Raw genomic sequence first — 12,559 nt, forward strand, 5'->3', positions numbered from 1 at the left:
TTCCGCGAGATACGTAAAACTTTAAATATAAGGTTAACGACAACGTGATCTAACCGCCTCAGCGGCAACAATTTTCCAGCCCATTCATTAACGCGTTGGCGACGAAAATCGCCTAGTTTTTTCGGCGATCGGCACAAGGAGTTTCAAATTGGTACGCGGTGAAAGCGGCATTGCCTTCTCAATGCCGGGCGGCGATGCGTCGGGACCGGCCCGTTCGCGCCCAGTGGATCTGGCCCATCTGGCCCGTCAGACTATGGGCGATCGCGCCCTCGAACAGGAGGTATTGGCGCTGTTCGTACAGCAGGCGCTTTCCGTCCGCGACAGAATAGTCGATGCCGATGTCAGGGAGCGACTGCTTCTGGCGCATGGGCTGAAAGGTTCGGCGCGCGGGGTCGGCGCCTTTGCCATCGCCGACTGCGCCACCTCGATCGAACAGCAGCCGGAAGATGCGCGCATCCTCAAGCGCCTCGGCACCCTGATCGAGGAAGTGCGCGATTTCATCGCCGCCATCAGCCGGTAATGGCTGCCGCTCGGCAGCGGCCACCGGGATGAATCGACGGGGCCAGGGCGTGCTTTGGCCGCTTTCCGAAAAAACGTCACAAAGCGGCGCTTTCGCGCGGCAGTTGACTTGTCCGGCGGAGTGATTATCTCGGCTGGGACTCCCTTCAGGTGACAAATGACCAAGCTGACCTTCATTGCCCATGACGGCACTCCTTTCGATGTCGAGGCCGAAAACGGCTCGACCGTCATGGAGAATGCGATCCGCAACGCGGTGCCGGGCATCGAGGCAGAATGCGGCGGCGCCTGCGCCTGCGCGACCTGCCATGTCTATGTCGACGAAGCCTGGACGGCCGAGGTCGGCGAGCCGGAGGCGATGGAAGAGGACATGCTGGACTTCGCCTATGACGTCCAGCCGAACTCGCGCCTGTCCTGCCAGATCAAGGTGCGCGACGCGCTTGACGGCCTCGTCGTGCGCGTGCCGGCTCGCCAGGGTTGATCTCCCGGACCATCTGATTTTTCCCGCCGCCGCTTGGCAGCGGGCCAATGCTCATGCAGTCTCGCGCCAGTTTCGCCCCAGTCTGACAATGAGGCTCGCCTGGCATGACCGATGTAATCAAGACGGACGCACTCATCGTCGGGGCGGGGCCGGTCGGCCTGTTCGCGGTGTTCGAACTCGGCCTCTTCGACATGAAGTGCCATCTGATCGACATCCTCGACCGGCCGGGCGGCCAATGCGCCGAACTCTATCCGGAAAAGCCGATCTACGACATTCCAGGCTGGCCCTCGATCTCGGCGCAAGGGCTGGTCGACAGACTGCTGGAGCAGATTCACCCGTTCAAGCCGGATTTTACCTTCAACCGCATGGTCTCCAGCCTGGAAAAGCTGGACGACGGCTCATTTCGGGTCACCACCGACGAGAACGAGGTGTTCGAAGCCAAGGTGGTGGTGATCGCCGCCGGTGGCGGCTCGTTCCAGCCCAAACGGCCGCCCATTCCCGGCATCGAGGCCTATGAGGGCAGGAGCGTCTTCTATTCGGTGCGCCGTATGGAGGAATTCCGCGGCCACGACCTCGTCATCGTCGGCGGCGGCGATTCCGCACTCGACTGGACGCTGAACCTGCAGCCGGTGGCAAAAAGCGTGACACTGGTCCACCGGCGCGCGGAATTCAGGGCGGCGCCCGACAGCGTCAACAAGATGTATGCCATGCAGGAGATGAAGCAGCTGGAGTTCCGGGTCGGCCAGGTGAGCGGCCTGACCGGCGCCGACGGCGAGCTGGCCTCTGCTACCATCAAGGGCGGGCCTGACGGCGACATCGAGGTGCCGTGCACGCGTATGCTGCCGTTCTTCGGCCTGACCATGAAGCTGGGCCCGATCGCCGAATGGGGGCTCAACCTTCATGAGAACCTCATTCCGGTCGATACCGAGAAATTCCAGACCTCGGTGCCAGGCATCTTTGCCGTCGGCGATATCAACTGGTACCCAGGCAAGCTGAAGCTGATCCTGTCGGGTTTTCACGAGGTGGCGCTGATGGCGCAGGCCGCCAAGCGCATCATCAGCCCCGGTGAGCGCATCGTCTTCCAGTACACGACGTCGTCGACCAGCCTGCAGAAGAAGCTCGGCGTCGTGGAGTAGGTCCTACAGGGCTTTCCGGATCACTCCACCAGAACGACCGGCGCCTCGGCGTCGTCGCGGCCGCGCAGCGACTTCTCCGGCATCAGCGCCAGCGTGATCAGCGACAGCATCAGCGTCAACGCCGCGGCGAGAAAGATCATCGTGAACGGCACTGCCGACACGATCTGTCCGGCAACCGCCACGCCTTCACCGGCGAGCGGCAAGCCATAGCCGAGCGCCACCGCGCCGAGCATGGCGACACCGAGCGCGCTGCCCAGCGAACGCAGGAAGGTCAGCACACCGGTGGCGACGCCGAGATGCGTGCGATCGACAGCGTTCTGGACCGAGACCGTGGCGACGGGGAAGGTGGTGCCGGTTCCCAGGCCAATGCAGATCGTCAGCAACTCGACGACCAGCAGCGAGGCGTGGCCGGCAACCAGGCTGAGCACACCAAGGCAAACAATGGCGAACAGGACGCCGACCATGGCGATGCGCTTGTAGTGGAAAAAGCGCGGTATCGTGCGGCCGCTGAACGTTGCGCCGGCGACCGTGCCGAGCAACAGACCAAGCATGGCAAGGCCCGACTCACTGACCGAGAGCCCGATGATCGACTGCAGGTAGACTGGCAGGTACACCGCCAGGCCGATATTGGCTGCCTGCAGCAGGAACATCGACGCCGTGCCGGCCAGCACGATCGGGTTGCTCAGCACTTCTAGCGAAATGAGCGGTTCGGCGGCACGCATCAGCCTGAGCGCGAAGGCACCCCAGAAGACCACCGAACAGGCGAGCAGGCCGAGGATTTCGCGCGAGGCCCAGGGGTAGGCGCTGCCACCCCAGTTGAGGGCCAGGAGCAGCAATGCCGTCGCCACGACCAGAAGCACGGCGCCCAGCGCGTCGATGCGATGGCGCTTTGCGGCAACGGGCAGTTTGCGCAGCGGCTTGTTGATGATGGCCATGGCAACGAGGCCGAGCGGGATGTTGATCCAGAAGATCAGTGACCAATGCAGATGCTCGGCAAAGCCGCCGCCGAGCAGCGGTCCGGCGATACTGGCGACTGCCCATGTTCCCGATATCCAGGCGGCATAACGCGCCCGTTCGCGCGGCGGCACGAGGTCGCCGATGACGATCTGCGTCAAGGCGAACAGGCCGCCACCACCGGCACCCTGGATCGCACGGCCGATCACCAGCACGAACATGTTGGGGGCCATGGCGCTGACCAGCGATCCCAGAAGGAAGATCAGGATTGCTGCATAGACCGTAGGTCGGCGGCCATAGACGTCGGAGAGCTTGCCGTAGAGCGGCGCCATCGCGGTTGCCGTCAAGAGATAGCCGGTCACGATCCACGGCAAATAGTCGGCATGACCGAGCGAGCGGCCGATGGTCGGCATGGCCGGCGCAACGATGGTCTGGTCGAGCGCCGCCAGCAGCATCGACAAGAGGACGCCGCCGATGATGGCGTTCTTCTCGCTTTCCGTCAGCGGCGCGGCAGGCGCCACCACAGCCGGCTTGTCGACAGCCTGGTCCATATCAGTTCATCCATAGTGCTTGTGAGCGATTGCGCGGCGCCAAATGGCCGCTCCGCTATCCGCTGCCTCAATTGGTCTTGATCTCGTGTTCTCGAAGCTCGCTTTTGCGAGCCTGATATATGTCGTTCCCTATAGGCCGATTTCGACTGCCGCCCCGAAAACTTTTCGTGACTGGCCTCATGCTTCGGCGACTTTGGCTTTTTCGGCTGCTGTGGTTCAACCTGGAGGAAGCTGGCCGCTTTCGACGCGCTGCATGCGGTAGCGCAGAAGCCGCAGGATGCGGCTTTCGAAATTCACGCCTTCGACGCGGTCGAAGCGCAACTGGTCCTGGTCATGCCTGGCGAGTTCGGCCGCGGTGATCTGCGCCGCCTTCGCCTTTGCCCCGGCGCAGGTCTTTTGCGCAAAGCTCGCGTTCAGCGCGTCTTCGAGCAGACGGCCGTGGTTCTTGGCGATCTCGACATGACGCTCCTCATGGCGCTTGATGTCGGCCGACAGCGTGTCCCAGAACAGCCTGACATCGGGATCGGCCTTGCGCGGCCTGCGCCACTCCGGAAGAATGACCTTGACCTTGACGGTAACGGCGGCCTTGGCGATGCGGCAGGTGTCTGCGGTTTGCGCGTAGCTGATGCGGGTGGTGAACGCCATCTGGGTGGCGCCTGGATGCCGCATCCCGGTGCTTTTCACCTCGGGTCCATGCTTCGACAATTGCGTCTCGATGTCATCGAGCGTGCTGCCGCCGATGGCAAAATAGCTGTAAGTCTTCACCAGATTGGCAGCATTCGCCGGCAGGACGGTCAAAGCCAGCATCAGGGCGCAGAGCAGGGGTCGTTTCATCATGTTGCCTCTTCACTCACCTTGCTTTACGGCCGTTGCCGGCGCAACGGAATTGATCTTCCACCGATCACGCATCGTTGATGGATTGCAAGCGCTCGATGAGCCACATGCCAATGAGCCACATGCCAATGAGACACATGGTTGAAGGACAATGACGACAAGGCGATGGCAACTGGCGCATGGGCGCCATCTCGAACTTGGCGAGAAAGCTATTGTGGTCGGCATTCTCAACGTCACGCCGGACAGTTTTTCGGATGGCGGACTGTTCATCACGCCCGATCAGGCGGTGGCTCAGGCGCGCCGTATGGCGCAAGAGGGCGCTGCCGTCATCGACATCGGCGGGGAATCCACACGCCCCGGCGCATCGCCCGTAACTGCTGAAGAAGAGCAGGGCCGCATCCTGCCGGTGATCGCAGCACTCGCCGGTTCAGGCGAAGCCCTGATTTCGGTCGACACCTATCGCGAGGAAACCGCGCGCCTCGCCGTCGCCGCCGGCGCGCATATCGTCAACGATGTCTGGGGCTTGCAGCGTGAACCCGGCATCGCCCGCGTCGCCGCCGAGACCGGCGCCGGACTGGTCATCATGCATACCGGGCGCGAGCGGCAAAAACTGCCCGACGTCATCGCCGACCAGTTTTTGTTCCTCAAGGCTTCGCTGGAAATCGCCAGGCGCAGCGGCGTTGCGGACGATCATATCGTACTCGATGCCGGCTTCGGCTTCGCCAAGGAGACGGCTGAGGAAAACCTCGACCTGATGGCGCGGTTTTCCGAGCTTAAGGAGCTCGGTTTTCCCTTGATGGCCGGCACCTCCAGAAAACGCTTCATCGGCACCGTCACCGGCCGCGAAGCCGGCGCGCGCGCCGCCGGGACGGCAGCCACCAGTGTCATCCTGAGGCTGAAGGGCGCCGATCTGTTTCGCGTTCACGATGTCGCAATCAACATGGACGCACTGGCCGTCGCCGATGCTATGCTGGCGCGCGAAAAGCCAGGACGCTGAGCCCAGGACACTAAGAAATGTACGTCATCCGCATGAAGAACTGCGCCTTCTTTGCCCGGCACGGCGTGCTGGATGAGGAAGAGGCGCTTGGCCAGCGTTTTTATGTCGATGCCGAGTTGACGGTCGAGCCCAGCCGCCCGCTGGAGGATGATTCCATCGAGGACACCGTCAATTACGGCATCGCCTTCACGGTGATTGAAAAGATCGTCACTGGACATCGCCGCTTCCTGATCGAGGCGCTGGCGCTCGAAGTGGCGAAGGCGCTGACTTCACGGTTCCCGCAGATCAGGAAGGCCGAGATCACCGTGCGCAAGCCCAACGCACCGGTGCCCGGCGTGCTCGATTATGTCGAGGTGACCGTTGTCTGGCCAGAGTAACAATAACACGGTCTATCTCAGCCTTGGCGGCAATCTTGGCGATCCCTCGGCCTCGATGGCGGCGGCGCTGCGCCTGCTCGACGCCGACGAGAGCACGCGCGTCGTCGCCGTCTCCTCACTTTACCGCACGCCGCCCTGGGGCAAGCTCGACCAGCCGGATTTCCTCAACGCCGCTGCCGAAATCTCGACCTCGCTGGCGCCAAGGGCGCTGCTCGACCTCTGCCTCGAGGCCGAGCGCAAGCTGAAGCGGGTGCGCGAGGAGCGCTGGGGTCCGCGCCTGATCGACATCGACATATTGGTGTTCGGCGACCGCACAATCCACGAAACCGGGCTGGAGGTGCCGCATCCCCGAATGGTGGAGCGCGCCTTCGTGCTGGCGCCCTTGGCAGAGATCGCGCCGGATCTGGCGGTGGGCGGCAGGAGCGTGACCGAGCGGCTCAGCGCCGTCGATACGTCAGGCATAGAGCGGCTGGCTTCCGGCCGCGACTGGTGGCTGGGTTAACCGGAGAAGCCGCCGCCATCGAGAAATGCCTGTTCGTCCGCCGTCGTCTCGCGGCCAAGCATCTTGTTCCTGTGCGGAAAGCGGCCGAAGCGCTGGATGATGTCGCGGTGCTCGATGGCGTATTTCACATACTCCGGCGCCCTGGCGGTGGTGAGCTCGACCGATCTGTCCTGGTCGGCGGGCAGTTCCGAATGTTCGTAGGGCAGGTACAGGAAGACGCGCAGGTTTTCTTCCAGCGAAAGGTCATGGCCGGCCGCAATCGCCTTGGCGGCAAAGTGCCGTGCCAGCGGATCGGTGGCGTACATATGGCCTGAGCCGCGAAAGCAGTTGCGCGGAAACTGGTCGAGCAGGATCATCAGCGCCAGCGAACCCTCGGCATGCTCCGACCATGCGTCGCACTCGCGCCGCGCGGCGGCAAAGTGCAGGTCGAGAAACCTGCTGCGGAAATCCGCGTCGAAGACGTCGTTCTTCTCGAACCACGCGTCTTCGCCGGCCTCGCGCCAGAATTTGGTGACGGCGAGCGCGCGCTCATCCGATGCGGTCATCAGCTTTCCCCCTGATCGGCGGGCTCGGGCTTGTGCAGCACGCCGGCCGTCTCTTCGTTCAGCGCCTGGCCGGGCCGGCGCGGTTGCGTCAGCGGCGTCGGGATCGGCGTGCCGGTATTGCCCCTGAGGAAACGTTGCCCGGCGCGGACGCCTTCGGCCAGCTGCGTCTCCAGTCGGGCATTGTCGCGCCGTCGCACATCCTCGATGACATCGGCGACATCTTCCGGCTCGACGCCCAAAACCTCGAGCGCGGAACCGCCGAAGACGAGGGCCGATTCGAAGGTCTCGCGCAGCTGGAAGTCGACCCCGGCGCGGATGAGCGACAGCGCGGTGCCACGATCGAAGGCACGCGCCAGGACAGTCAGCAGCGGGAACTCCGCCTTGATCAGTTCCGCCATGCGCACGGCGGCGTCCGGCTTGTCGACGCAGATCAGCACGGCGCGGGCGCGGCCTGCACCTGCGGCGCGCAGAATGTCGAGCCGCGTGCCGTCGCCATAATAGACCTTGAAGCCGAAATCGGCGGCCGCCTGGATCATTTCGACATCATTGTCGATGATCGACACGTCGATGCCGCGCAACAAAAGCGGCTGGCTGGCGATCTGGCCGAAACGGCCGAAGCCGATGACCAGCACACTGCCGGTAAGGCCGTCGGCGATGTCGACGCCTTCAAGCGACTGCTCGTCGCGCGGCGTCACATATTTGAGCGCAATGATGGCCAGCGGCGTCAGCACCATGGAGATGATGATGATCGCGGTCAGCGTTGCGTTGGCCCGGCTGTCGATGATGCCAACCGCCGCCGCGGCCGAATAGAGGACGAAGGCGAATTCGCCGCCTTGCGCCATGATCACGGCGCGTTCCAGCGCTTCACGATGACCGCTCTTCAGCAAGCGGGCGACGAGGTAGATGCCGAGCGCATTCATCGCCATGTAGGCGACGACATAGACGGCGATCAGCCGCCAGTTGTCGGCCACCACATGCAGGTCGAGCGACATGCCGACGGCGAGGAAGAAAAGGCCAAGCAGGATGCCGCGGAATGGCTCGACGTCGGCCTCCAGCTGGTGGCGGAAGGTCGATTCCGACAACAGCACGCCGGCGAGGAAGGCGCCCATCGCCATCGAGAGGCCGGAAAGCTGCATGACCAGCGCCGACCCCAGCACGACCAGAAGGGCTGCCGCCGTCATGACTTCGCGCGCCTTGGCGTCGGCCAGGATGCGGAAGAACGGGTTGAGCAGATAGCGGCCGGCCACCACCAGCCCGACGATGGCGCCAAGACCGATGCCGATTTCGGTCAGCCTTTGCTGCAGGGTCATCTCGCTGCCGCCCGGCGCCAGGAAGGCGACCAGCGCCAGAAGCGGCACGATTGCCAGATCCTCGAGCAGCAGGATGGACACGATGCGCTGGCCCTTGGGGCTGGCCATCTCGCCACGCTCTTCCAGAAGCTGCATGACGATCGCCGTCGAGGTCAGGACAAAGCCGGCGCCGGCAACGAAGGATTGCGCGATCGGAAAGCCGCCGGCGAGACCAACACCGGTGAGCAGCAAGGCGCAGACGCCGACCTGCAGCGCGCCGAGGCCGAAAATCTCGCGGCGCAGGCCCCATAGCCGCGACGGCTGCATCTCCAGCCCGATGATGAACAGGAACATGACCACGCCGAGTTCGGCGACATGCAGGATGGCTTCCGATTCGGAAAAAATGCCAATACCGAACGGGCCGATGACCACGCCCGCGGCGAGATAGCCTAGGATCGAGCCCAGCCCCATGCGTTTGAAGATCGGAACGGCGACGACGCCTGCGGCAAGCAGCGCCACCACCTGAATGAGATCGCTGCCCGATGCTTCCGCTGCCATGCCTCTTGTCCCTGTGTCCGACAGCACTCCTTGCATGCACCGGGAGCGGGAGGCAAGGGCGGGAAGCCTGCCAGGATGGGTAGGGTGCCGTGGCAGCGATTCCCCGGTGGAACAACAGTCTGCGCTTGCCTGTCGGACGGCCGGTATCTATATCTGACAAATGCCTGATTATTCGTCCCGGCCGTCGCCGCTGCCACATATCCCGATGGATGCGCTCAGCGAAGTTCTGCAAGACTTTCGCTTGAGTGGCGTCAACTATGGCCGCTGCGAACTCCGGCACCCATGGAGCATAGACTTTCCGCAACAACAACTGCTTCGTTTTCACTTTGTCGGCCAGGGTCCATGCTGGATTCACACCGAAGCGCAAGGCTGGCAGGAGTTGCGCGATGGCGATCTGGTGCTGCTGCCGCAAGGCATCGCCCATCGGCTGGCGAGTGCGCCGGACGTGGTGGGCGATTCGCTCGAGGGCTGCCAGGTGATCAAGTTGGGCGGCAACGTTTGCGAAGTGATACGGCAGGGAACGGGCGCGACAAGCACCCTTTTCTGCGGCTCCATGTCTCTCGGCTCCTATGCGCTCAATCCGTTGATCACGTTGATGCCGCCTCTCATCAAGGGTTGCGACGTGGCCGGCAATGACCCGATGGTCGGCCCTTTGCTGGCGGCCATGACGGTGGAGGCCGCGCAACCGCAGATGGGCAGCGCCACCATCCTGTCGCGTATGGCGGATTTGCTGACAGCCAGGCTCATCCGGTGCTGGGTCAATTGCAACGGCGCATCGACCACCGGTTGGCTCGCAGCCATCCGCGACCCCCATATAGGCCGCGCTCTGGCGGCCATGCACCGCGACCCCGGCCACAACTGGACGCTGGGAAGCCTCGCCGGCGTGGCAGGCCAATCGCGTTCGATTTTCGCCGAGCGCTTCAGCGCGGTATTGGGGGAGGGTGCCGCACATTATCTCGCCCGCCTGCGAATGCAGCTTGCCCGCGAATTGCTGGGCCAAAACGGCTTGTCGGTTGCCGAAGTCGCTACCCGTTTGGGCTATGATTCCGAGGCGTCCTTCGCCCGCGCGTTCAAGCGCATCACCAATGTCTCGCCAGGCGTTGTGCGTCGCACAATTCCCGGACGAATGGATATGAATTTCGGATTTTAAGGTACATAACATCCGGGCGGACTCGCCTATCTAAGATCTCCAACTGTGGAGATCTTTCCGTGACGGACACAACATTACAGCTTGAAGACGCCGCAATCGGCCTTGATGCCGATGCACCAGCCGCGTGGAGCGCGGCCACATGGTTTGCGGTCCTATCATTGGCGGCCACCAGCTTTGCCCTGGTGTCAGCCGAGTTCTTGCCGGCAGGTCTGTTGACGCCGATGGCGCGCGATCTCGGCATCAGCGAGGGAACTGCCGGACAGGTCGTCACCGCCACCGCTTCCGTTGGCGCCGTGACGGCCATGTTGAGCAATGTTCTCATCGGCCGATTGAACCGCAAGGCGGTGCTGGTTGGCCTCATGGCCCTGGCGGTCGGTTCCAATATTCTTGCGGCGCTGGCGCCCAATTTCTGGCTGCTGTTGCTGGGCCGGGCCGGGTTGGGGATCGCTCTTAGCGCTTTCTGGGCACTTTCCGTTGCCGTCGTGGCGCGGCTGGTTGGCGCCAATACGACAGGTCGCGGCATGGCGATCGTGACCCTCGGCGTCTCGCTCGCCACCATTGCCGCGCCGTCGATGGGTGCGTTGATCAGTGACTGGCTGGGATGGCGCAGCGCGATGGCCATGACGGCGGGGCTGGCCGCGCTTGCCATGCTGCTGCAGCTTCTCAGCCTGCCGACCTTGCCTGCGGCGGCAAGCAACAGCCTTGCAGACGTCTTTCGGCTGACACGGCGGCGTGGCATCCAACTCGGCATGCTTGCCATTGTTCTGCTGATGACCGGGCATTTTGCCGGCTCGGTCTATGTGCGCCCGTTCCTCGAACAGGTGACGCTCCTCACAACCGGGCCGATTGCCCTGGCGCTGCTCGGGTTCGGCATCGCCGCTGTGATCGGCAATATTGCCGGTGGCCGCCTGGCCGACACCAACATCCACATGGCCCTCGCAGTTACCGCCGCGTTGATGGCGTTTGCGGCACTCGCTTTGGTGCTTTGGGGCGCGCAAACCGGCGTTGCCTTCGGCTTTGTTACGCTGTGGGGCTTCGCCTTCGGCATGGCGCCGGTGGTGCTGCCGACCAATATGTCTCGCGCGGCATCTGATGCGCTGGAAGCAGCAGGCAGCCTGATGGTCACTTCCTTCCAGGTTGCCATCACCGTCGGTGCGGTTGTCGGCGGCTATGTCGTGGACACCTATGGCGCTACGGGACCTTTGACCCTAACCGCCGTCCTTGCCGCGGCGACGGCCGCACTGGCGCTGCTGCAGCCTCGTGGCTGAAACCTCGCTTCGTCTGACACGGGCGGCCTCAATCAGGCCGTCCGCGCCGTTGCAGCAGCGCTGCACAGGTTTATGCGCCGCACACGTTGCGTTTTGCCGCAATCGGCGGCTATGGGACGCCAGGCTTCGGCCGTTGGAAGGCAGCGACGATCAAGTTCTGCCTTCGTGAGGAGAATGACTGACATGAAGAAGTTTTTGCTCGTCGGCGTGGGTGTCGCCATGCTTGCCGCATCGGCCTGTTCGAAGGCGCCTGAATGCACGCAGGAAATCGCGGCCAAGAAGGCGCAGGAAATGACCGCCGCGCTGCAGGAAGCGATCACCAAGGATCCGACCAAGGCCGCCGACCTGACCGCCAAGGTGCAGGCTGTGACGACCAAATATCAGGGCGCCACCACGCCGGCCGACGCCTGCAAGGCCTATGACGATCTGACGGCCGCCATCAAGGGCTGATTCTTCGTTCGGAAATTGAGGAAGGCGGTGGCTCGAGTAGCCGCCGCCTTTTTTGCTGGTGTTCTTAAAGCGCATCGCGCTGACACGGAGGACCGCCGGCACGCACAGGACCATGACACGTTGGCCTTGCTGTGGCTTGGGCCATCGGAGACGCTGACATCGTCGGTTGCGCGCCACATGTCCGGTCGCGGCAGAAAGGTGCCGCCCGAGCGGCCCGTGCTTGAGGAGCGCCAACCTGGCCGCAAGGTGGCGTGTCCTTCCCGACATCGAGCTGAGCGGAACAGCTCAGCTAACGCGCAGTGCAACCCCGTTCCGCGCTTTTTTCGGGGAACCGCTTGAGAGTCAGTTTTTGGCGATGGAGCCGACTTCGACGGCGTCGACGCGCTTGAGGCTCATGCCGATGACCGGCACCAGCTGCTGGTCGACGCGCACGGCGATGGTCACCGTCATCGAATTGTCGTCGGGAATGCGGGCCTGCATGACGCCGCGCAGCTGGTTGCGGTTGATGGTGAAGACGACTTTGCGGGCATCGACCACGTTGCCGCCGATGATGTCCAGGCCCGACCCCGCGGCGCCGCCCATGAAATTGCCCTTGTAGTCGCGGCCCTTGCGCTCGACGGTCGCCGACATTTTCTGGGTGAAGACACCGACGCGGCAGTCGCCATCGAGCGTCATGCCGGTCTTGTTGTCCGGCGTCGAGCCGTCGAAGCTGCAGGTGAACTTCGTGCCCTTGTATTTGCCGGCGATGATTTCGCCCGGGCCGACCCATTTGCCTTCAACGGTGCGGAAGAACTGCTTGTCGGGCTCCGCTGCAAAGGCTTTCCCGGTCGGGCCCAGAGGTGCTGCAAGCGCGACCAGGGGCAGGACGCAGGACAAGATTACGCTTTTCATAGACGACACCCGGCAACAAGGAGGCTGTTGTTAGACGACCATGAACAAGATTGGTTAATG

General features: G+C 63.4%; 14 protein-coding genes. 9 read left to right on the forward strand and 5 right to left on the reverse strand.

The window, feature by feature from the left end:
- The first annotated feature begins 181 nt into the window (after positions 1-181).
- The 3 genes from NLY36_RS30905 to NLY36_RS30915 all read left to right on the forward strand — a co-directional run bounded on the left by NLY36_RS30905 (position 182) and on the right by NLY36_RS30915 (position 2,133).
- Entirely contained in the window at positions 182-520 is a 339-nt protein-coding gene (locus NLY36_RS30905; RefSeq protein ID WP_023688665.1) for an Hpt domain-containing protein, read from the forward strand.
- Between the two features lie 156 nt (positions 521-676).
- Positions 677-997, forward strand: a complete 321-nt coding sequence (locus NLY36_RS30910) for a 2Fe-2S iron-sulfur cluster-binding protein (RefSeq protein WP_023707481.1) — start codon at positions 677-679, stop codon at positions 995-997.
- A 104-nt stretch (positions 998-1,101) separates the two neighbouring features.
- Positions 1,102-2,133 (forward strand): NAD(P)/FAD-dependent oxidoreductase, encoded by a 1,032-nt coding sequence (locus NLY36_RS30915; protein WP_023673506.1) that lies wholly within the window; start codon positions 1,102-1,104, stop codon positions 2,131-2,133.
- A gap of 20 nt (positions 2,134-2,153) precedes the next feature.
- On the opposite strand, the gene NLY36_RS30920 is transcribed toward NLY36_RS30915, so the two are convergent.
- Both NLY36_RS30920 and NLY36_RS30925 read right to left on the reverse strand, forming a co-directional pair.
- Entirely contained in the window at positions 2,154-3,638 is a 1,485-nt protein-coding gene (locus tag NLY36_RS30920; protein WP_023736548.1) for an MDR family MFS transporter, read from the reverse strand.
- A 216-nt stretch (positions 3,639-3,854) separates the two neighbouring features.
- A complete protein-coding gene (locus NLY36_RS30925) occupies positions 3,855-4,475 on the reverse strand; it encodes a DUF922 domain-containing Zn-dependent protease (RefSeq protein WP_031249326.1) in 621 nt (206 codons plus the stop codon).
- 148 nt (positions 4,476-4,623) lie between these two features.
- Here NLY36_RS30925 and folP point away from each other — a divergent pair, with 148 nt between their 5' ends.
- From folP to folK, 3 genes are read left to right on the forward strand one after another with little or no spacing between them, the layout of a single operon-like run.
- A complete protein-coding gene (gene folP, locus NLY36_RS30930) occupies positions 4,624-5,469 on the forward strand; it encodes a dihydropteroate synthase (RefSeq protein WP_023736550.1) in 846 nt (281 codons plus the stop codon).
- A 17-nt stretch (positions 5,470-5,486) separates the two neighbouring features.
- Positions 5,487-5,846, forward strand: a complete 360-nt coding sequence (gene folB / locus NLY36_RS30935) for a dihydroneopterin aldolase (RefSeq protein WP_023673502.1) — start codon at positions 5,487-5,489, stop codon at positions 5,844-5,846.
- Complete coding sequence (folK, locus tag NLY36_RS30940; RefSeq protein ID WP_023685987.1) at positions 5,830-6,348, forward strand: 2-amino-4-hydroxy-6-hydroxymethyldihydropteridine diphosphokinase; 519 nt, start codon at positions 5,830-5,832, stop codon at positions 6,346-6,348. Before folB ends, folK begins: the two co-directional genes overlap by 17 nt.
- Here folK and NLY36_RS30945 read toward each other — a convergent pair.
- Positions 6,345-6,893 carry a DUF924 family protein gene (locus NLY36_RS30945; RefSeq protein ID WP_023673500.1) on the reverse strand — a complete coding sequence of 183 codons (549 nt, stop codon included), beginning with the start codon at positions 6,891-6,893 and terminating at the stop codon, positions 6,345-6,347. The genes folK and NLY36_RS30945 overlap by 4 nt on opposite strands.
- A complete protein-coding gene (locus tag NLY36_RS30950; protein ID WP_023673499.1) occupies positions 6,893-8,740 on the reverse strand; it encodes a monovalent cation:proton antiporter-2 (CPA2) family protein in 1,848 nt (615 codons plus the stop codon). The genes NLY36_RS30945 and NLY36_RS30950 overlap by 1 nt, the downstream gene beginning before the upstream one ends.
- Positions 8,741-8,900: 160 nt before the next feature.
- Here NLY36_RS30950 and NLY36_RS30955 point away from each other — a divergent pair, with 160 nt between their 5' ends.
- From NLY36_RS30955 to NLY36_RS30965, 3 genes are all read left to right on the forward strand, one after another.
- Positions 8,901-9,890, forward strand: coding sequence for an AraC family transcriptional regulator (locus NLY36_RS30955; RefSeq protein ID WP_023673498.1), 990 nt, complete (start codon positions 8,901-8,903; stop codon positions 9,888-9,890).
- A gap of 59 nt (positions 9,891-9,949) precedes the next feature.
- Entirely contained in the window at positions 9,950-11,158 is a 1,209-nt protein-coding gene (locus NLY36_RS30960; RefSeq protein ID WP_023736551.1) for an MFS transporter, read from the forward strand.
- Between the two features lie 183 nt (positions 11,159-11,341).
- The gene (locus NLY36_RS30965) at positions 11,342-11,608 is read left to right on the forward strand and encodes a hypothetical protein (RefSeq protein WP_023685989.1); all 267 of its coding nucleotides are present in this window, start codon (positions 11,342-11,344) and stop codon (positions 11,606-11,608) included.
- A 342-nt stretch (positions 11,609-11,950) separates the two neighbouring features.
- Here NLY36_RS30965 and NLY36_RS30970 read toward each other — a convergent pair whose 3' ends face one another.
- Complete coding sequence (locus NLY36_RS30970) at positions 11,951-12,499, reverse strand: hypothetical protein (protein WP_023673495.1); 549 nt, start codon at positions 12,497-12,499, stop codon at positions 11,951-11,953.
- Positions 12,500-12,559: the final 60 nt, after the last annotated feature.

This window comes from Mesorhizobium sp. C399B (assembly GCF_030323185.1).
Lineage (GTDB): Bacteria > Pseudomonadota > Alphaproteobacteria > Rhizobiales > Rhizobiaceae > Mesorhizobium.

What these genes read in the sequence shown, in the direction of transcription:
- NLY36_RS30905 (WP_023688665.1), top strand. Translation starts at nt 182, where the DNA reads ATGCCGGGCGGCGATGCGTCGGGACCGGCCCGTTCGCGCCCAGTGGAT.
- NLY36_RS30910 (WP_023707481.1), top strand. Translation starts at nt 677, where the DNA reads ATGACCAAGCTGACCTTCATTGCCCATGACGGCACTCCTTTCGATGTC.
- NLY36_RS30915 (WP_023673506.1), top strand. Translation starts at nt 1,102, where the DNA reads ATGACCGATGTAATCAAGACGGACGCACTCATCGTCGGGGCGGGGCCG.
- NLY36_RS30920 (WP_023736548.1), bottom strand. Translation starts at nt 3,638, where the DNA reads ATGGACCAGGCTGTCGACAAGCCGGCTGTGGTGGCGCCTGCCGCGCCG.
- NLY36_RS30925 (WP_031249326.1), bottom strand. Translation starts at nt 4,475, where the DNA reads ATGATGAAACGACCCCTGCTCTGCGCCCTGATGCTGGCTTTGACCGTC.
- folP (WP_023736550.1), top strand. Translation starts at nt 4,624, where the DNA reads ATGACGACAAGGCGATGGCAACTGGCGCATGGGCGCCATCTCGAACTT.
- folB (WP_023673502.1), top strand. Translation starts at nt 5,487, where the DNA reads ATGTACGTCATCCGCATGAAGAACTGCGCCTTCTTTGCCCGGCACGGC.
- NLY36_RS30945 (WP_023673500.1), bottom strand. Translation starts at nt 6,893, where the DNA reads ATGACCGCATCGGATGAGCGCGCGCTCGCCGTCACCAAATTCTGGCGC.
- NLY36_RS30950 (WP_023673499.1), bottom strand. Translation starts at nt 8,740, where the DNA reads ATGGCAGCGGAAGCATCGGGCAGCGATCTCATTCAGGTGGTGGCGCTG.
- NLY36_RS30955 (WP_023673498.1), top strand. Translation starts at nt 8,901, where the DNA reads ATGCCTGATTATTCGTCCCGGCCGTCGCCGCTGCCACATATCCCGATG.
- NLY36_RS30965 (WP_023685989.1), top strand. Translation starts at nt 11,342, where the DNA reads ATGAAGAAGTTTTTGCTCGTCGGCGTGGGTGTCGCCATGCTTGCCGCA.
- NLY36_RS30970 (WP_023673495.1), bottom strand. Translation starts at nt 12,499, where the DNA reads ATGAAAAGCGTAATCTTGTCCTGCGTCCTGCCCCTGGTCGCGCTTGCA.